The following is a 19,704-nucleotide window of genomic DNA, read 5'->3' on the forward strand; positions in this document are numbered from 1 at the left end:
ATCCTTTTATGCGTCTCATTAATAGCGTCTTGTAGTCTCATAGTAAAATAGCCCATCTACTTATTAGATGGGCTATTTTATTACTTTTATTGAGTTTTTGCCTTAACTGACTGGCATTACCCTTTATCAGGATGGCTTTTTTCTTACTGCTTAACGCTTAGATAACTGTATAGCGTTAGGGTTTTGATGCTTAGCTAAGAACGTTAGCAACAACACCAGCGCCTACGGTACGGCCGCCTTCACGAATTGCGAAGCGAAGACCTTTGTCCATAGCGATTGGGTGGATAAGCTCTACGCCCATCTCAACGTTGTCACCAGGCATAACCATTTCAGTACCGTCTTGTAATTGGATTGCGCCAGTTACGTCAGTAGTACGGAAGTAGAACTGTGGACGATAGCCGTTTAGGAATGGTGTGTGACGACCACCCTCTTCTTTTGACAGTACGTATACTTCTGCGTCAAATTTAGTATGCGGGGTGATTGAACCTGGCTTGGCTAGTACTTGGCCACGTTGTACGTCTTCACGCTTAGTACCACGTAGTAGTACGCCACAGTTTTCACCTGCACGACCTTCGTCAAGCAGTTTACGGAACATCTCTACACCAGTACAGGTGGTTTTTTGGGTGTCACGGATACCAACGATTTCGATCTCGTCACCAACACGTACGATACCTGATTCAACACGACCAGTTACAACAGTACCACGACCTGAGATTGAGAATACGTCTTCGATTGGCATTAGGAATGCTTTGTCGATGTCACGCTCTGGCTCTGGGATATAAGTATCTAGGATACCTAGTAGTTCTACTACGGCTGGTTGGCCATATTTGCCTTCGTCGCCTTTAAGGGCTTGGGTGGCACTCCCTTTTACGATTGGGGTGTCGTCGCCTGGGAAGTCGTAATCGTTAAGAAGTTCACGAACTTCCATTTCTACTAGCTCAAGCAATTCTTCGTCGTCAACAAGGTCACATTTGTTCATGAAGACGATGATGTACGGTACGCCAACCTGACGTGATAGCAGGATGTGCTCACGGGTTTGTGGCATTGGGCCGTCAGTTGCTGATACAACTAGGATTGCGCCGTCCATTTGAGCGGCACCGGTGATCATGTTTTTAACATAATCGGCGTGACCTGGGCAATCGACGTGTGCGTAGTGACGTGATGGGGTGTCATATTCTACGTGTGAGGTGTTGATGGTGATGCCACGTGCTTTTTCTTCTGGTGCTGAGTCAATAGACGCGTAGTCTTTGGCTTCGCCACCAGAGGTGATTGCTGCTACGGTTGCGATAGCGGCGGTTAGGGTTGTTTTACCGTGGTCAACGTGTCCGATGGTACCGACGTTGACGTGTGGCTTGCTGCGTTCAAACTTGGCCTTTGCCATGGGTATTTCCTCTTTATTTGGGGTCAAGTAGTTAACTGCTAAACATGCGCAAGTTAAGGGATACCGACCACATTAAGATAATTGTTAAAAGGTTGCACATACAATGTGCAGATATTATAAGAAAATCGCGACCAATAACAAGTCTTTTAACCAATTATTGGCGCAATCTCTACGGACAATAGAGAGATTGACTCAATATTGTCCTATTAATACGTAATATTTACTCGTCTTCATCTTTAGAGTTGAATTTAGAGATGATAGATTCTGCAACTGATTTTGGAATCTCAGCGTACTTTTGGAATTCCATTGAATAGGTTGCACGGCCTTGCGACATTGAACGCATTTGCGTAGCATAACCAAACATTTCTGCTAATGGTACTTCTGCACGAATCTGCTTAGTGCCACCAGGTAAGTCTTCCATACCTTGAACCATACCACGGCGGCGGTTTAAATCGCCCATGATATCGCCCATGTAGTCTTCAGGTGTTTCAACTTCTACTTTCATTACTGGCTCAAGTAGGGTTGGGTTTGCTGCCATGAAGCCTTTACGGAATGCAATAGAACCAGCCATTTTAAATGATAACTCATCCGAGTCAACATCATGGTAAGAACCATCATACAAGGTCGCTTTAACGCCAACAACTGGGTAACCTGCAAGTACGCCGTTTTTCATGCGCTCTTGGATACCTTTATCGACTGCACCGTGGAATTCTTTTGGTACTGTACCACCAACCACTTCTTCAGCGAATTCATATAGAACATCGCCCGCTGGATCCATAGGCTCAAGGCGTAACCAAACGTGACCGAATTTACCACGACCACCAGTCTGACGTACGAATTTACCTTCTTGCTCAACCACGTTACGAATAGTTTCACGATAAGCAACCTGCGGCGCACCGATGTTTGCTTCGACGTTAAACTCACGTTTCATACGGTCAACAAGAATCTCTAGATGCAGCTCACCCATACCACTGATGATGGTCTGACCAGATTCTTCGTCAGTATGGACGCGGAATGATGGATCTTCTTTTGCCAAACGGCCCAAAGCGATAGACATTTTTTCTTGGTCAGCTTTGGTCTTAGGTTCAACCGCTAGAGAGATAACTGGATCTGGGAATTCCATACGCTCTAGCGTGATGACGTTGTTTTCGTCACATAGCGTATCACCAGTAGTGACGTCTTTCATACCAACTAAGGCTGCAATATCACCCGTGCTGATTTCTTGTAGCTCTACCTGAGTATCTGCCATCATCTGAACGATACGGCCAACACGCTCGCGCTTCATTTTAACAGGGTTATAAACGCTACTACCTTGTTTTAGAACACCTGAATACACACGAACGAAGGTTAAGTTACCAACGAACTTATCGTTCATAATTTTGAACGCTAGTGCTGCGAAAGGCGCATCATCAGAGGCTTCACGTGTACCTTCAGTTTCGTCTTTGTCGTCAAGGATACCGCGGATAGCAGGTACGTCCATTGGCGCAGGTAGATACTGAATAACGGCGTCCAACATCTTTTGTACACCTTTGTTTTTAAAGGCAGTACCACAAAGAAGTGGAATGATTTCGTTGTTGATGGTCAATTGACGAATAGCGTCGTTGATCTGCTCTACCGTCAATTCGCCATTTTCAAGATACTCATTCATGAGTTCTTCTGAAGCTTCAGCAGCGTTTTCTACTAGATACTCACGGTACTCTTCCGCTTTTTCTTGTAGTTCAGTTGGGATTTCGCGCTCTTCGTACTTCATCCCTTGAGACGCTTCGTCCCAATAGATAGCTTTCATGGTCACAAGATCCACAACGCCTTCAAAGTCATCTTCTTTACCAATTGGAATAACCAACGGTACTGGCTTGCCGCCTAGACGAGTTTTGATTTGTTCTACCACACGGTAGAAATCAGCACCAACACGGTCCATTTTGTTAATGAACGCTAAGCGTGGTACTTTATATTTGTTTGCTTGACGCCATACGGTTTCAGACTGTGGCTGAACCCCGCCTACCGCGCAATAAACCATACAAGCGCCATCAAGAACACGCATAGAACGCTCAACTTCAATCGTGAAGTCAACGTGACCTGGGGTGTCAATGATGTTGATACGGTGTTCAGGGAACTGCTTTGCCATACCTGACCAAAAACAAGTCGTCGCCGCAGAAGCAATGGTAATACCGCGCTCTTGTTCTTGCTCCATAAAGTCCATGGTAGCTGCACCATCATGTACTTCGCCAAGCTTGTGGCTAACACCGGTATAGAACAAAACACGCTCAGTAGTGGTCGTCTTACCAGCATCAATGTGCGCTGAGATACCAATATTGCGATAGCGCTTTAGGGGAGTTTTACGAGCCATAGTGTTTTCCTAGGGAAATTCGTGTATATATTAATGTGTTGTGTCTCTACCTCATACTCTATGACAAAGCCATGAGACCATGAACTTTGCTATATTACTTACTGTTTATTGGGCCAAATACGGGCAAAAAAAGAGCAAATATTAAGAATAGTGCGGCATCAAATTTAGGAGACTTTTTTTAAGCGGTGCATATTTTTTGCAGGCTTTATGAAAAAGCATCCCTTACAAAACAGCATCTTGACAGATGTCCGCCATCTAAATTGTTTAATATATTCTCAGCTTTTGAGGAAAAATTAAACAACCCAATAATGATGGCGGCAATCAATAGAATAAATCAACAATATTAGGATTAACTGTTCGAAACCGTTAATCCTAAGCATTTAAACCAGTTTAAAAAAAACCAGCTTAGAAGCGGTAATGAGAGAATGCTTTGTTGGCATCTGCCATGCGGTGAACTTCGTCACGCTTTTTCATAGCATTACCTTTACCGTCAGCAGCATCATTCAATTCGCCTGCAAGACGCAAAGCCATTGATTTTTCAGAACGCTTAGCAGCAGCTTCAGCTAACCAACGCATAGCCAAGGCAGTACGACGGGAGGGACGTACTTCCATTGGTACTTGATAAGTTGCACCACCAACACGGCGAGCTTTTACTTCGACCATTGGGCGGACATTTTCTAAAACTTCTTCAAAGAAAGCGACTGGATCTTCGATGTTGCGCTTCTGGCCTACTGTCTCAAGAGCACCATAAACGATACGCTCAGCAGTAGATTTTTTACCATGACTCATGACATGGTTGATGAATTTTGCAACAGTTTGGCTACCAAACTTAGGATCCGGTAGGATCTCACGGGCAGCAACGACGCGACGTCTTGGCATAATAATAATCCTTTTCTTCAGGAGTGTCTGACATTCACAACCTCGCACCAATTACATATTGGATGGCGTTATATCGAGTTGTCAGTCAGCCTTACTGCATGGCGGTATGTTATAGTGTCAATTAATAACTTAAAAATACAGCTAACACCAGTCCCATGCACAGTTAATGGGTGATACAAATCAGCTTATTTAATAGCAATTAGCTATTAAACCTTAGGCTTCTTCGCACCATATTTAGAACGACCTTGCTTACGGTCTTTTACGCCTGCGCAGTCAAGTGCACCGCGGACGGTGTGATAACGTACACCTGGTAGATCTTTCACACGACCACCACGGATAAGAACAACACTGTGCTCTTGTAGGTTATGACCTTCACCACCGATGTAGCTTGATACTTCATAGCCTGAAGTCAAACGTACACGACATACTTTACGCATGGCTGAGTTAGGTTTTTTAGGGGTAGTAGTATATACGCGAGTACATACACCACGGCGTTGTGGGCACGCTTCCAACGCAGGAACTTTTGACTTTTCCTTGATGGTTTTGCGACCTTTACGAATCAATTGGTTAGTTGTTGCCATAAGGCATCCTTCTCCCGTTTGGTATAAAACAAAAAAATGGGCTAATGCGCCAGCAATCTGACATTAACGACAGATTTCGGAACACCCATTTTTAGGACAGTGTATTATAAAGAGTTGTTGCTGCTATTTCAACCACTTATGAGCGGTTGTCCTTTACAACATTCGATAGATGTGCATGAGCAAAGATTGTAGCAGACTTAACGGTAAGCAACAGATTTTAAGATGAGCAATTGTTTCATTGCAAGATGGTAAAATCGATGTTTCCTATTAATGGAGTTGGTTGTTTATTTTTCAAGGCAAAGTTTGAATTTTAAATACTTTTTTAGCCTTAAAACCCCTTCACAAAAAAGACATTCTCATAAATAAAGACATACTCATAAAAAAGGCATAAGCCGATTTATATCAGCTTCTGCCTTCATACAGTAAATTATAGTTACACCACTATAGACTAAAACGTTAATCTTTTTTACTTGCCTGAGCTTTTTTGTAGTTTTCATCTACTGACTCTTCATCAGTGGTTTTTGACACCGGCTCTGAGGCGGCTTTTACTTCGCTTTCTGTTTGGTCAGCTTTAGATTTATCGTTGTCAGTCTTAGATTTGCTGTTTTCAGCTTTGGTCTTATTGTCTTTAGCCTTATCTGTGTCTTTTTTTGCATTGTCAGATTTAGGGCTTTGTTCTTCATTCTTACTGTCGGTACTTTTCTTCACCTGCGCTTCGCTACTGCTATCGTCAGTAATGGCGCGGTTAGCAAGTTTGGCTTCTGGTGCAAATGTCGCTTGTGCCACGCCGATCACCTCATCAATCAGCTGGCTGTTGTAGCGCATACCAACGATGACGGCAGTGGCTGGTAAAAAGCGGCGTACCCATGATAAGTTGATATTATCTAAGTTAATGCCAACTTGGCTGGCAATATTATCTACTTGTTCGGCATAAAAATTGACGTTTTTATTTTTCAGACCAAGGTTTTTCAGCTCATTATGCAAACCATTGCTTTGCGCATTATCAAGCAAGCCTTTACCAATACCAATACCCGCTAATAAAGCCTGCTTCTCTTGCATTTTACTCAAATCGGCACTTGCCAGTAATTCATAAGCCATTTTGACGCCTTGCTTACCAGTCAATGGCTTATTATAAATAGCGCCTAACTGATAAACGGTACGTAATGAGACAAGTAACAACCACAAAGTATCAGCAAGTAAGCCTGGTAGGCCTGCTAATCCTGTTAAGCCGCCCAATGTCGCCAAAGCACGGTTTTGATTGGCGATATCCGTTGCTAGAGCATAACGCTCTTCGTCATCTAAGTTTGCAATATTGGCGAAGCGATGCTGATTTGGCAGGTCAATCTGACTCCAATTGGACGCAAGCTTGGCAATCTGCGCAAAAGCACCATCGACCGTCGAATCAAACAAACTGTTTGGCACTATTTTCTTGGCATATTTGCCATAAGTAGCAAAGCGCGTACCCAGTAACTGTTGGGTGGCTTTTAAGGTTTGCTCGCGAAACAAATCCTGCTGATAGTCTTCATCGCCGAGATTTACTGCTTTAAATTGGCGCGGTTTGCCGCTTTTGGCATTGACGCTATCAATCATTGCGCCCATACGTTCCAAATTACCACGAGTAAAAGAACCAACGCTGCTGATGCCTTTAAATAGTGTGCTAGGCTTTGCCATCTTTATATCCTTAATGTGATGAGTGTTTGTTATTAATATTATTTATAAGAGCTATTTAACAGAACTTTGCAAATTGACTTCTATTTTAGCCAACGCTTACGATAAAAGTCAGTGCCAACAATGTTATCACTATCGTCAATTTTGTATCAAAAAGTATCGCTTATCTTAAACCATACATGGCGTCAGCATATATTAAATGCGTCTTAGCTGAAAATAGTTTTTACTATGTTAACGGAAATTCTACTGCCATTGCTGCTTTAACACGGCCAAAAACTTTATCTGCTTTGATAATAAGTTCATTTAAAAATAAAGACCATTTTGGCGTTATTTTACACTTACGCCAAGATTTTAAACCGTTGATACGTTATTATATGCCATCACTCAAAGTACAGTTGTACTTTTATTTATCGAACAGCACTTAAGCAGCCTATTGTAGGTTTTGCGCACTAAAATGACTGTCAAATAAGCATTTAAAAGCGATTGTTAAAGGTCATTATCAAAAAATCGTTACTCATAAGGAATAGAATATGCGCCGCGTTGTTATCACTGGAGCAGGGATTGTCTCTTGTATCGGACATGATTTGGCGACTGTCACCGATGCTCTTAAACAAGGGCGCTCAGGTATTACGTTCAATGAATCGTATGCTGAGCACAACTTTAAATCACAGGTTAGCGGTAGTATTGATCAAGCAGAACTTGATACCTCGGGCATTGACCGTAAATTGAAGCGTTTTTTTAGTGATGCCAGCCTTTATGCTTATGTCAGCGCGTTAAACGCCATTGAGCAATCAGGCTTGCCCCTTGAGACTATTAACAATAACCCGCGCGTGGGTGTGGTCGCAAGCTCGGGCGGTGCGTCAACTGAAAACATCGTCAATGCCGTCGATGCAATGCGTGAAAAAGGTTTGCGCGGTGTCGGTGCGATGGCAGTACCAAAAACCATGGGCAGCTCGGTATCAGCGGCACTGGCAACAGGGTTAAAAATCCAAGGGATTTCTTATTCATTGAGCTCTGCGTGCGCAACATCGACGCATTGTATTGGTCATGCCGCCGAGCTTATCCAGCTAGGCAAAGCCGATGTCATACTTGCGGGCGGTAGTGAAGCGGAGCATTGGACGCAGTCGTGTATGTTTGATGCGATGGGTGCGGTTAGTACGCAGTATAATGACACGCCAGCCCTTGCTTCTAGAGCCTACGATAAAGACCGCGATGGTTTTGTGATTGCCGCAGGCGGCGCGATGGTGGTGGTTGAAAGTCTTGAGCACGCCCAAGCGCGCGGTGCCAATATATTAGCCGAAATCGTCGGTTATGGCGCAAGCTCCGATGGTGCTGAAATGGTCGCTCCAAGTGGTGAAGGCGCTGTTCGCTGTATGCAGCTTGCCCTTGCCGAAGCAGGTTTAGAGAGCGTTGACTACATCAATAGCCACGGCACCAGTACGCCGCTAGGAGATGTGACTGAGCTTAAAGCTATTGCCAAAGTGTTTGGTGATGATGTCAGTCAAGTCCCTGCTATCAGCTCAACCAAATCAATGACCGGTCATAGCTTGGGTGCCGTCGGCGCGCAAGAATTGATTTATTGCTTACTGATGCTACAAGAAGGCTTTATTGCCCCAAGTATCAATATTACAGAATTGGACCCTGCTGCCAAAGGCTTTGATATTGTCACTGAAAAGCGTGACGTTGCGCTTAAAACGCTTATGAGCAATAGCTTTGGCTTTGGTGGTACTAACGCCACTCTTATTATTAAAAAGTTTGATGCTTAACTATGCCTCTAGCACCGCCTGTTAAAACTGAGCAGACAGGATCTGTCCCATCGCCAGCTACTCAACCTAGCTGGCGTTTTGGTGGGCTAACTGCTGCCGAATTAATACCCTGTTTACAGCATTATCTGTATGCACAAAATTCTGACGCAAACTGGCAACTGGTTTGGCTGAATAACGATGGCCGACCCGTAATTGGTGTATTACCAAAAGTAAGCTGGTCGGTTTATCCTCTTTCTAATGATGCAGCAAACTCTGATAAACAAGCGGCTTATCAAATTATAAAAAACTGCCGTGATGGTTTAGATAGCCATGCTAAGACCAATCAAGCGATTACTAGCGCCTATATGAGTTATAGCGACTGGCAAGAGGATTTAATTGCTTATAGTCAAGCTTATGACATAGATGATACTTGTGATAACAATTGCTCCTCGACTACAGAAATCGAGCAGCAGCCAAGTTATCAGCATGGCTTGATAGGCTTTATTGGTTATGATATTGCCGCTTATGTGCTTAGCCCAAACGCGCGAATAGAGCTAGCAGCGCAGCCTTGTGCCACCTTAGGGCATTATGATATTTATCTAACGCCAAACGCTGAGCAAGCGAGCTGGCAGCTCACTATAAAAGACAGCGTCACTGATACTGATAACGAACACAAAGGCGTACTGGTTAAAACGCTTATCTCATATTTAGATATATTGGATAAGGAATTATCTAACCAAGCTTTAGCAAAATTAGCACTTGAAACATCCTATAAAACCACGCCTTTATTATTAAAAGCACAATGGAGTAAGCGAGATTATCAGCAAGCCTTTGATAAAACGCAATCCTACCTGCAACAAGGTGATTGCTATCAAATCAATCTCACCCAAGCATGGCAAGGTGCTTTTAATCAAAGTCCTCATGGTAATGTTACACCGATGCTTATTGATTACTTACCTGCCCTACATCATAATACCCAAGCACCGTTTGCAGGGTATTTAGCGGTTAATCATATTGATAGCGAAATAAGCGTTGATACGCAAGATTATCAATTTGAATTGTTAAGCTGCTCGCCTGAACTGTTTTTTACCTTTGATAAAGACGATAATAGTGGCAAACACCATATACGCACCAAGCCCATTAAAGGGACGATGCCGCGTGGATTAAATACTGCACAAGACAACGCTTATAAACAGCAGCTTATCGATAGCGAAAAAGACCGTGCCGAAAACGTCATGATTGTCGATTTATTACGTAATGATTTGGGTAAATATGCCAAGTTCGGCAGCGTCAAAGTGCCGCAATTATTTGCGATTGAAAGCTTTAGCAATGTACATCATATGGTCAGCACCATTACCGCTGAGCTAAAGACAGATAGTCATCCGCTCAAAGTATTGTTTGGCAGTTTGCCCGCCGGTTCCATCACAGGAACGCCAAAAAAACGCGCCGTTGAAATCATCTCAGAGCTAGAAGGTGCCGCGCGCGGTGCGTATTGCGGCACCCTGGGCTATATGAACTTTGATGGTAGCGGTCAATGGAATGTATTAATTCGTACTTTGCAAGCCAATACCTTATCGAATGATGAATTAGAACAAGAAAGACATGTCACCTTATGGGCAGGCGGTGGTATCACGGTTGCTTCTGATTGCAATGCTGAATATCAAGAATGTTTGGATAAAGTTGGCAACTTATTAGGCGTTTTAGCTCAAAACAATATAAAGCAATAAACTTAAGCTTTATTTAAAAGGTAAATTAAAAACCAATAAAAAGCCTGCTTAACATAACGTTAGCAGGCTCTTTTATTTATATAACTTGTTATTTTGGCTTCATATTATTAAGGTGTAAATCTTAAACAAGGTATTACTCAGTAACGCTTTCAGCCTCTGTTTGTAGCGATTTTAAGGCCTCAATCAAACGCTGATTCTGCGCTGCCGTACCAACGGTGATACGCAAGTACTCATTGATGCGCGGTTTATCAAAATGACGCACAATGATACCTTGCTCGCGTAAATCAGCTGCCACACCTTTGGCATCGCCGTTTTTTGGACGCGCAAAGACAAAGTTGGCGTGCGATGGTAACACCTCATAATCGAGCGCTATAAGATCAGCGCTGAGCGCTTGGCGTAAATCAATGACTTGCTGACAGGTCTGGGTAAAATATTCGACATCTAAGACACTTGCGGTTGCTCCTGCTTGCGCCAACTTATCGAGCGGATAGCTATTAAAGCTATTTTTCATACGCGTCAGTGCTTCGATTAACGAGGCATTACCAAACGCCATACCGACCCGTAAACCGGCAAGCGAGCGTGATTTTGAAAAAGTTTGCGTGACAAGGATGTTATCGCAGTCATTGATTAGGCTAATCGCCGACACTTCTGCATCTGAATCATTTTCTTGTTTCTGCGCAAAATCGATATAAGCTTCGTCAATCACAACCACTGAGTTTGAATGCTCGCCAGCAAGTTTACGAATATCAGCAAGCGATAACAGCATACCCGTTGGCGCATTTGGGTTAGCAATAATGATACCGCTACAAGGCTGACGATAAGCATCAGGGCTGATACTAAAATCGGCTTCTAGGGCGATTTGTACCAACTCAATACCAAAGGTATGAGCGTAAACCGGATAAAAACTATAGCTAATATCAGGCGCTAAAATAGGGCGCTCTTTTAAGAAAAAGCTGGCAAATACCAATGCCAATACTTCATCTGAGCCATTACCGGCAAACACTTGATTGATATCAAGGTTATATAACTCTGCTAATGCGGCACGCAAATCATCCGATTCAGGCGCAGGATATAAACGCAGCTCATCGGCTTGCTGCGCTAAGACTTTTGCAATGGCCTCGCCGACTTTTGGTGACGGCGGAAATGGGTTTTCATTGGTATTTAATTTGCACAAATTTTCATGCTGAGGCTGCTCGCCAGGGACGTAAGGTGACAGATTTCGCGCTTTAGATGACCAAAGTCTGGTGTCTATCTTTAACTCACTCATAAGTTATCCTACTCATTAGCCACATAAATGATTAAACGTAAATATTAAAATTAGCTTATTAAAACTCAACTACCTAACTGGATTATTAACTATCTTTTTGGTAGCGATAGCGGGCTGAGCGCGCATGGGCTTCTAAGTCCTCGCGCTGCGCTAAAATATCCGCCGTCGCAGCCAGTGGTTTACTACCCGCCTCACTACAATAAATAATCGAGGATTTCTTTTGGAAGTCATAAACACCGAGCGGAGAAGAAAAGCGCGCGGTACCAGAGGTCGGCAACACATGGTTGGGACCGGCACAGTAATCGCCAATCGCTTCAGGTGTATGACGACCCATAAAGATAGCGCCCGCATGACGAACCTCATTTAGCAGTGCATCAGGATTATCTACAGACAGCTCTAAATGCTCAGGGGCAACGCGATTAATCACCGCCATACCTTCCGCGCGGTCTTTGACCAAAATCAGCGCGCCGCGGTTTTTTAATGAATCACGGGCGATATCGGCTTTTGGCAATTCTGCTAAGGCTTTTTCAATTTCCTCTGCTACTTCTTCTAACTGCTCTCTACTTGTCGTGACAAAGATAGCTTGGGCAATACAGTCATGCTCCGCTTGCGATAACAAATCCATCGCCAACCAATCGGCTCGATCTTGTGCCTCTCCTTCTGCATAGACCAATACTTCAGAAGGACCGGCAATCATATCAATCCCAACTTGACCAAATACCGCCCGCTTCGCTGCAGCGACATATTTGTTACCAGGACCTGTGATTTTATCTACGGCTGGTATGGTCTCGGTACCATAAGCTAAGGCAGCAACCGCTTGTGCTCCGCCAATGGTAAAGACGCGGTCAACTTTTGCCAAATGCGCCGCTGCCAACACTAATGGATTGAGCACGCCCTTTGGCGCTGGCACCACCATGATTACCTCGGCAACGCCAGCCACTTTAGCAGGAATCGCATTCATCAATACCGAAGATGGATAAGAGGCCAAACCGCCGGGCACATAAATACCGACACGATCAAGCGGCGTGACTTTTTGCCCTAAACGATTGCCAAGCTCATCTTCATATTGCCAAGTTTCTTGCACTTGGCGCTCATGGAATGTTTGCACGCGTGTCGCTGCTGTCATTAACGCCTTTTTTACCTCATCATCAAGATTGGCAAACGCATCAGCAAGTGCTTGTTTAGATAGCTCTAACTCTTGTATCGCCTTCGCGGGATGCTGATCAAACTCTTGGGTCAACGCCAATACCACGCTGTCGCCACCATGACGTACCTTTGCAATGATATCATCAACGGTTTTTAATAACTCAACATCGTTGACGGTTTCAAAAGCGAGAAGCTGGGTCAATTGACTGTCAAAATCAGCATCTTGGGTACTTAGTTGGCGCATGACTGAATCCTATAGGTGAGCATAAAAGTCGGCTATAAAAAAATATTTTGGATAAAAGAGTAAATAAGAAAAGTTTGGTCTGTATGCTTATTTCCGCTTATTTGTACTTATTCTTAGTTATCTCACTCAGATTATACTGAGCTTTTATTTTCTAGCAAGCAAATACAATAAAACCAGTTTAGCACGCTATGTCTATCCTAGAGCGCCAAACTGGTTTAAATTTTTGTATAGTCATGCTTGATATTATCAATGATTGCTAGCGTTTAATAACAGTGTTTTATCAAAATTGAATAAACGCTCATTTAAGAAGCGCTAGCAATACTATTTTTAAAACTGTCTAAAATCGGCTCAAGCAGAGCAAATTTACGTTTGTAGCTGACTTGATTGACGATAAGGCGTGACGATACATCACAAATATGGTCGCGCGCTTCAAGTCCATTGGCGCGCAGCGTATTACCCGTATCGACGACGTCAACAATCAAATCGCCCAGACCAACCAATGGCGCAAGCTCCATCGAACCATACAGCTTAATCACATCGACTTGCTGACCTTGGCTGGCAAAGTAAGCGCGGGCAACATTGACGTATTTGGTCGCGATACGCAGACGACGATTTGGCAGCGGCGCACCTTTCACGCCCGCTGTCATCAGCTTACACTGAGCAATCTGTAAATCGAGCAATTCATAAACGTGATTGGCGCCATGCTCAAGCAGCACGTCTTTACCCGCCACGCCAAAATCAGCAGCGCCGTGTTCTACGTAAGTCGGCACGTCACTGGCGCGTAAAATTAATACGCGTACATTTGGATTAGAAGTTGGGAAAATAAGCTTGCGCGACGCTTCAGGGTCTTCTAATAGCTCAACGCCAGCGGCACGCAGCAAAGGCATTGTCTCTTCTAAGATACGACCCTTTGATAGCGCCAATGTTAAACCTGAAAACTCATCATTTACTTCGTTTAATAAACCATCATTTGGTAAGCTGTTGCTTGCTTCAGTCATAATGACTCGTGTCCGTGTACAGTTAATTGCCTTATTTGCCAGGCATTATTAATTTATTAGGTGTTAATACCAATAGCAGTGGTTAATGATTCAGCCTAGTCATTCGTATTAATACGTTCGATATTGACCCCAAGCGCGCGCAGTTTTTCTTCGACGTGCTCATAGCCACGGTCAATATGGTAAATACGGTCAATCAAACTCTTGCCTTCAGCAGAAGCCGCCGCCATGACCAATGACATCGATGCGCGCAAATCCGTTGCCATGACAGGCGCCGCCGTAAAATGCTCAACGCCTTTAACCACAGCCGTATGGCCATCTACTTGAATAGAGGCACCCAAACGGTTGAGTTCCGGCACGTGCATATAGCGATTTTCAAAGATATTTTCGATAAAGGTGCTGGTGCCGTCAGCGAGGCAGGCAATCGCCATGACCTGCGCTTGCATATCGGTTGGAAAACCTGGATGTGGCTGGGTACGAATATTGACTGGTAGTGGGCGACCTTTCATTTGCGCGCGAATCCAATCATCGCCTGTGGTGATAATGGCTCCCATATCTTCAAATTTTTCTAACACAGGCGCTAATAAAAGTGCTGAAGTGTTTTTGGTCAGCACATCACCGCGTGTCATCAAAGCACCGGCAAGATAGGAGCCGGTTTCGATACGATCGGGTACGACCGAATATTCACAGCCATGCAAGCGCTCAACGCCTTCGATGGTCATGGTTGCCGTACCAATACCGCTGATTTTAGCACCCATCGCTACCAGCATATTGGCCAAATCGACCACTTCTGGCTCAAGCGCACAGTTACCGAGTACGGTCGTGCCTTTTGCCAATGCCGCGGCCATAATAACGTTTTCCGTACCGCCAACCGTCACCATATCAAATGAAAAATTACAACCGATAAGCTTGCCACCTTTTGGCGCTTGCGCTTTGACATAGCCATTTTCGACGCTTATCTCAGCACCCATGGCTTCAAAGGCTTTTAGATGCTGGTCGACAGGACGTGAGCCGATAGCACAGCCGCCCGGTAAAGACACTTCGGCTTCGCCAAAACGCGCCAGCAAAGGACCTAAAACCAAAATCGAGGCACGCATGGTTTTGACCAAATCATACGGCGCATAGAAATTATCGATATTCTTGGTATCGCAAACGACAGTGTCACCCTGCTTTTGAATATCAATGCCCATGCCAGCGATCAATTCAATCAAGGTGCGCACATCTTGTAACGATGGCACGTTGTGCAATGTCGTTGGGGTCTCGGCCAAAATCATAGCAGCGAGTAACGGCAGAGCGGCATTTTTGGCGCCTGAGATAGTGACTTCCCCTGCGATACGACTGCTACCGGTGATTAAAAATTGATCCATAAAGGTGACAACCTAGCGATAAATATAAAAAATATGAAAAACCAGAAATGATAAAACCAGCAATATCCATTGCCGGTGCGACAAATTCTAGTCATAAAAAAAGCTTAGCCTTGCGATTGAACTTCCCATTCGGCAGGCGTTAACGCTTGAATATTGAGCGCATGAATATCACCGCTGGCAATTTTGTCATTGACCAATGCGTAAACGGACTGCTGGCGTTGTACTGCGCGCTTACCTTCAAAACTGGCATCAACTACCCGTACATCAAACTTAGTACCTTGATTGGCAGCTTGAATAAAAGCATCAGGAAAGTGAGTTTGTAAAAATGCAATCAAATCGTCAGCGTTCATGCTCATAGAATATTCTGCCTTAAAGGTTTAATAGGTGGATATAAAGTTAGCCATTATAACAAGAGTTTGACCATCTTACAGTACTGTCTTCTACAACTGCCTTTAACTATTGCAGCGTTAACTATTACAGCGTTTTATCCAAATAGCTGAGCACTTGCGCACGTACATTATTGACCCAGCGTAAAGGTGGCGCCATCGCCCCAATACTGGTGGCATGGCTAGCACCTTTAATTTCGCCTGTTTCAACCTTAACGCCCGCCGCTTTTAACGCCTGTGTCATTTTAACAGTATTGCTTATATGGACGACTTTGTCTTTTTCAGCAGTCAATAATAAATAGGGCGGCTGTGCGCCTTTAATATTACGGTCTGGCATGATGTTATCGGGCGTGGCGTTTGCCCCAAAAGCGCTGGCACTACTGAATTTACGAAAGTCATAACTATAAGGCCCTGCGATGCCAATCACAGCGCTAATATCGTTTGGTTTTACCCCATACGGCGCTAAAAAATCTTCATTAGCGACGGCAGCAACCGCGTTAAATGCGCCAGCAGAATGCCCTATCACCGCCAAGCGCTTGGGGTCAGCATGTAAACTTTCGGCATTCTTATAACTCCAAGCGATGGCCTGCGCGGCATCTTGCACGTAATCAGGATAAACGTGCTCAGGTGCTTTACGATAATTAATCACTGCCGTGAGATAGCCTGCTTGTGCCAAACTCTGACCAACAAAGGCGTATTCGTCCTTGTTTCCGCTTTCCCACGAACCGCCATGGACAAAAACCACCATCGGATAACTGTGGTTAATGAGGTTATCAGCAGTCGCTTTTTTTGACTGCATGGCTTTTGCTAAAGGTTTGGGATAATAAATATCTAAATCCTGCAAAGGTTTGTCGCCATACAAGATATTTTTACTGACACCAACGCCGCCATTTAAGGTGATACCATTCACAACAGCCAGTGCCGATAATGCTTGTGCTTGCTGAGTCGCGAGCGCAATACCGCCGACAGCCAATGCTGCTGTCACACCGACGCTGATAGGTTTAGGTAGGCGATTTTTTCTTGGTGCAGGCTGTACGGTTGCTTTACTTAAATCCTTCATCGCCAGTATTCCTATTATAAGCTTGTCGTTGGGTCATAGTTGATTAAAACTCAATAGTAGAGTCACGGCTTTTTCATGTTTTATTATTTTAATTAGCGCGTTTTTGGCTAAAGCCACACTTCTACTTTTTACGTTTTATATCTTACTGGCAGACTGGGGATTTATCGTTCTGTTCCTGTTATGAGTGTTTAGGTTTCTTGTGTTTATTAGCGAGACAAGACTTTTGATAAAGGTAAACATAGCAACTTGATAATGACAACTTAATAACGGCTAATTAACGGGCGCGCCATTCTCGTCGACGATAATCGGAGTAGCATTAATGGCTGGTGGCTCTACCGCACTTGTAACCTCAGGTACTGCCCGACTATTGAGCACTGGCCCTCTGGTAGGATTGGCCAAATTCTCTTCATACATGATATCGTCCTCGCCTATCTTCACCCCTCTATCGTCAACGACGGTGGTCAGCAGCACCAGCTCTGTGATGCCGACGGTATTATTGGCAATATCAATCAGGTGGCTTTGCTGCGTCGGCGTCATGCGACCCATAATATAAACCACGCCATCATTGGTGACCGCCTTTATTTGCGAGGCTTTCACACCGTTACTAGAGGCTATTTTTGCCAGTAGTTTGGAGGTAATATAACCATCGTGAACGGTTGAGCTATAGCCCCTTGAGGCGCTCACATTAAGCTCATTATAAACATGACGAACATCTGGCATAGAGCCAACCACTTTTTCAATTTCTGTCTTAATTTCTTGCGTTGGCACCTCACCGGTGAGTAGCACCTCACTATTAAAACTATCAATGCTCATACGGCTGATTTGCTGCAAATTTTCTTGCAGACCATAGACGTTAATCTTGACGGTATGCTCGATACTGCGGTCGAGCAGGCGCTGCGGAATGGTGCGCTCGGTCATCGGTACGCCATACGTTCCTTCTGTACTATTGGTCAAATAGTTAGTGGTACAACCTGTGGCGACGATGCTGGTCAATAGCATAACGCCAATCGCCTTACGGCGTGATGAACCAAAAATAGCAGTGCACAAATGCATCCGTGTCATGATTTACCTCTTAGAACATGATGTAGTGATTAACTGGTGAGTAGCTGGTAATTAATAGTGTGACGCTTGATAATAAGGTAAGAGCTTTATGTAGTTAATGACTTTTTAATGGCGCTACTTTACTGAATATTTACCCGAGGCGTTTAGGCTTTTGGTAACGGTAACTTGATACGCTTATTTATTTTACTTTTTTAGCTGAGTTATCGGGCTTAATTTTTTAAAATACTCACGCTAAAAAAACCTATTACCAAGCCGAGGCAATAAAAGCCCCTTGCAGCCATTCTGGTTGAGTGTTTTTTGACGTCGTTTCTTTAACGTCCCTGCTGTTATTTTTAGTATTGGTATCATAAGCTATCACATCAAACCGGCACTCATAATCATTATATTCAGGATGCTGCTGCAAAAAATAGCGGGCTGCTTTGATAATTTTATACTGCTTACTTTTCGTCACGCTAAGCGCCGCATCACCAAATCCTGAACGCTGCCGCTGCCGCACTTCAATAAATACCAGTATCGACCATGCCTGCCCTTTTTCTAGCATAATTAGATCGAGCTCACCCACTTTTGGTTGTTGCCAATTTTGCGCAATCAATATCAAGCCTTGCGCTTGTAAAAACGCACACGCCTGCTGCTCAAAACGGCTGCCTTGACGCTGGGTCGGCGAAGTCAGGGTTAGATGTTTGTTATTTACCATCACGGGCTTTTATTATCATGGCTATCGATCAGCGGAACATTTGAGAATTATCATAGCACATCATGCTAAACTAACCACTTTCGCGTTTTCATAATCGCTTTTCATATGCGTTTTTAATGTTCTTTCTTAAGATAATTTCTTAATACTCCGAGGTTTTCATGTCTAGCCCTACCGCGATGCCAGCTTGTCTTTATATCGTTGCCACGCCGATTGGTAATTTAAGCGACATGACACCGCACGCAATCGATGTTTTAAAGCAAGTTGCCATCATTGCCTGTGAAGACACCCGCACCTCAGGCAAACTGTTATCACATTTTGGCATTAATACCAAAGCCAATAAGGTTGAAGATAGCGAAGAAGGAACGGCTTATTATAATAGACATGACGCCGAAAACGAGTCTGATGGCGCTGCCAAACAAAAAGGTCATCATAAGCTTTGGGCGTATCATGAACACAATAGTGCCATTCAAACGCCCAAAATCATTGAGATGATTCAGCAAGGTCATTCGGTTGCGCTGATTAGTGATGCTGGTACGCCGCTGATTAGCGATCCCGGTTATCAATTGGTGCAAGCCGCCCATGCCGCTGGCGTTCGCGTCTCCCCTATTATTGGTGCCTCTGCTGCCATTGCCGCGCTATCGGTTGCAGGACTGCCATCAGACCGCTTTAGCTTTATTGGTTTTTTAGCGTCCAAAACCCACGGGCGCCAAAAACACTTAACGGCTCTCCATTCACGTACCGAAACTTTGATATTTTATGAAGCGCCGCATCGTATTGTCGCTAGCTTAGAAGATATGGCGGCTATATTTGGGGCAGAGCGTGAAGTGACGTTTTGCCGTGAATTGACCAAAACCTTTGAAACCGTGCATAAAAGCACGCTTGGCGAATTGGTCGAATTTGTCAAAGCCGATGACAATCAGCAACGCGGTGAAATCGTCGTGGTCGTCGCCGGGGTAAATATGGCGCAGGATGATAATGATATCAGTATTCACGATAAATTATTGCAGCGTTTATTAGAGGACTTATCGGTTAAAAAAGCCGCCGCCTTGGCAGCTGATATTACAGGCGTTAAGAAAAACGCACTTTATCAACGCCTACTTGAACTGCAAGCAGAATAGTTTTCAGCTAAAAAATATAGGTTAAAAACTGATAAAT

Annotated in this window: 16 protein-coding genes; 3 read left to right on the forward strand and 13 right to left on the reverse strand. The window is 44.1% G+C overall.

Features of this window, described 5'->3' with window-relative positions; genetic code table 11:
• Window positions 1-190: 190 nt before the first annotated feature.
• The 5 genes from tuf to A7325_RS04865 all read right to left on the reverse strand — a co-directional run bounded on the left by tuf (window position 191) and on the right by A7325_RS04865 (window position 6,859).
• Window positions 191-1,381, reverse strand: coding sequence for an elongation factor Tu (tuf, locus tag A7325_RS04845; RefSeq protein ID WP_068405116.1), 1,191 nt, complete (start codon window positions 1,379-1,381; stop codon window positions 191-193).
• Between the two features lie 220 nt (window positions 1,382-1,601).
• On the reverse strand, window positions 1,602-3,728 hold the full coding sequence (fusA, locus tag A7325_RS04850; RefSeq protein WP_068405118.1) for an elongation factor G: 2,127 nt from the start codon (window positions 3,726-3,728) through the stop codon (window positions 1,602-1,604).
• A gap of 405 nt (window positions 3,729-4,133) precedes the next feature.
• A complete protein-coding gene (gene rpsG / locus A7325_RS04855) occupies window positions 4,134-4,607 on the reverse strand; it encodes a 30S ribosomal protein S7 (RefSeq protein WP_068405119.1) in 474 nt (157 codons plus the stop codon).
• A 206-nt stretch (window positions 4,608-4,813) separates the two neighbouring features.
• Window positions 4,814-5,188 (reverse strand): 30S ribosomal protein S12, encoded by a 375-nt coding sequence (gene rpsL, locus A7325_RS04860; RefSeq protein ID WP_011281154.1) that lies wholly within the window; start codon window positions 5,186-5,188, stop codon window positions 4,814-4,816.
• A 456-nt stretch (window positions 5,189-5,644) separates the two neighbouring features.
• Complete coding sequence (locus A7325_RS04865) at window positions 5,645-6,859, reverse strand: EcsC family protein (RefSeq protein WP_082894292.1); 1,215 nt, start codon at window positions 6,857-6,859, stop codon at window positions 5,645-5,647.
• A gap of 527 nt (window positions 6,860-7,386) precedes the next feature.
• Here A7325_RS04865 and A7325_RS04875 point away from each other — a divergent pair.
• Both A7325_RS04875 and A7325_RS04880 read left to right on the forward strand, forming a co-directional pair.
• The gene (locus tag A7325_RS04875) at window positions 7,387-8,622 is read left to right on the forward strand and encodes a beta-ketoacyl-ACP synthase II (RefSeq protein WP_068405124.1); all 1,236 of its coding nucleotides are present in this window, start codon (window positions 7,387-7,389) and stop codon (window positions 8,620-8,622) included.
• A gap of 2 nt (window positions 8,623-8,624) precedes the next feature.
• Window positions 8,625-10,328, forward strand: a complete 1,704-nt coding sequence (locus tag A7325_RS04880) for an anthranilate synthase component I family protein (protein ID WP_068405125.1) — start codon at window positions 8,625-8,627, stop codon at window positions 10,326-10,328.
• 133 nt (window positions 10,329-10,461) lie between these two features.
• On the opposite strand, the gene hisC is transcribed toward A7325_RS04880, so the two are convergent.
• The 8 genes from hisC to A7325_RS04920 form a co-directional block, all read right to left on the reverse strand.
• The gene (gene hisC / locus A7325_RS04885; RefSeq protein ID WP_068405126.1) at window positions 10,462-11,595 is read right to left on the reverse strand and encodes a histidinol-phosphate transaminase; all 1,134 of its coding nucleotides are present in this window, start codon (window positions 11,593-11,595) and stop codon (window positions 10,462-10,464) included.
• Window positions 11,596-11,680: 85 nt separating this feature from the next.
• Complete coding sequence (hisD, locus tag A7325_RS04890; RefSeq protein WP_068405127.1) at window positions 11,681-12,985, reverse strand: histidinol dehydrogenase; 1,305 nt, start codon at window positions 12,983-12,985, stop codon at window positions 11,681-11,683.
• Window positions 12,986-13,287: 302 nt separating this feature from the next.
• Window positions 13,288-13,983 (reverse strand): ATP phosphoribosyltransferase, encoded by a 696-nt coding sequence (gene hisG / locus A7325_RS04895; RefSeq protein WP_068405129.1) that lies wholly within the window; start codon window positions 13,981-13,983, stop codon window positions 13,288-13,290.
• A gap of 95 nt (window positions 13,984-14,078) precedes the next feature.
• The gene (gene murA / locus A7325_RS04900) at window positions 14,079-15,347 is read right to left on the reverse strand and encodes a UDP-N-acetylglucosamine 1-carboxyvinyltransferase (RefSeq protein ID WP_068405131.1); all 1,269 of its coding nucleotides are present in this window, start codon (window positions 15,345-15,347) and stop codon (window positions 14,079-14,081) included.
• Window positions 15,348-15,451: 104 nt separating this feature from the next.
• Window positions 15,452-15,703, reverse strand: a complete 252-nt coding sequence (locus A7325_RS04905) for a BolA family protein (protein ID WP_082894293.1) — start codon at window positions 15,701-15,703, stop codon at window positions 15,452-15,454.
• Window positions 15,704-15,821: 118 nt separating this feature from the next.
• Window positions 15,822-16,793 carry an alpha/beta hydrolase gene (locus A7325_RS04910; RefSeq protein WP_068405132.1) on the reverse strand — a complete coding sequence of 324 codons (972 nt, stop codon included), beginning with the start codon at window positions 16,791-16,793 and terminating at the stop codon, window positions 15,822-15,824.
• 270 nt (window positions 16,794-17,063) lie between these two features.
• The gene (locus tag A7325_RS04915; RefSeq protein ID WP_068405134.1) at window positions 17,064-17,855 is read right to left on the reverse strand and encodes a BON domain-containing protein; all 792 of its coding nucleotides are present in this window, start codon (window positions 17,853-17,855) and stop codon (window positions 17,064-17,066) included.
• A gap of 244 nt (window positions 17,856-18,099) precedes the next feature.
• Window positions 18,100-18,549, reverse strand: a complete 450-nt coding sequence (locus A7325_RS04920; RefSeq protein WP_068405135.1) for a YraN family protein — start codon at window positions 18,547-18,549, stop codon at window positions 18,100-18,102.
• 158 nt (window positions 18,550-18,707) lie between these two features.
• Between A7325_RS04920 and rsmI the strand changes: the two genes are divergently transcribed.
• A complete protein-coding gene (gene rsmI, locus A7325_RS04925; protein WP_068405136.1) occupies window positions 18,708-19,667 on the forward strand; it encodes a 16S rRNA (cytidine(1402)-2'-O)-methyltransferase in 960 nt (319 codons plus the stop codon).
• The last annotated feature ends 37 nt before the right edge of the window (window positions 19,668-19,704 follow it).

Origin of the sequence: Psychrobacter sp. SHUES1, assembly GCF_001652315.1 — a bacterium.
In the GTDB taxonomy this organism is placed as follows: Bacteria; Pseudomonadota; Gammaproteobacteria; order Pseudomonadales; family Moraxellaceae; genus Psychrobacter; species Psychrobacter faecalis.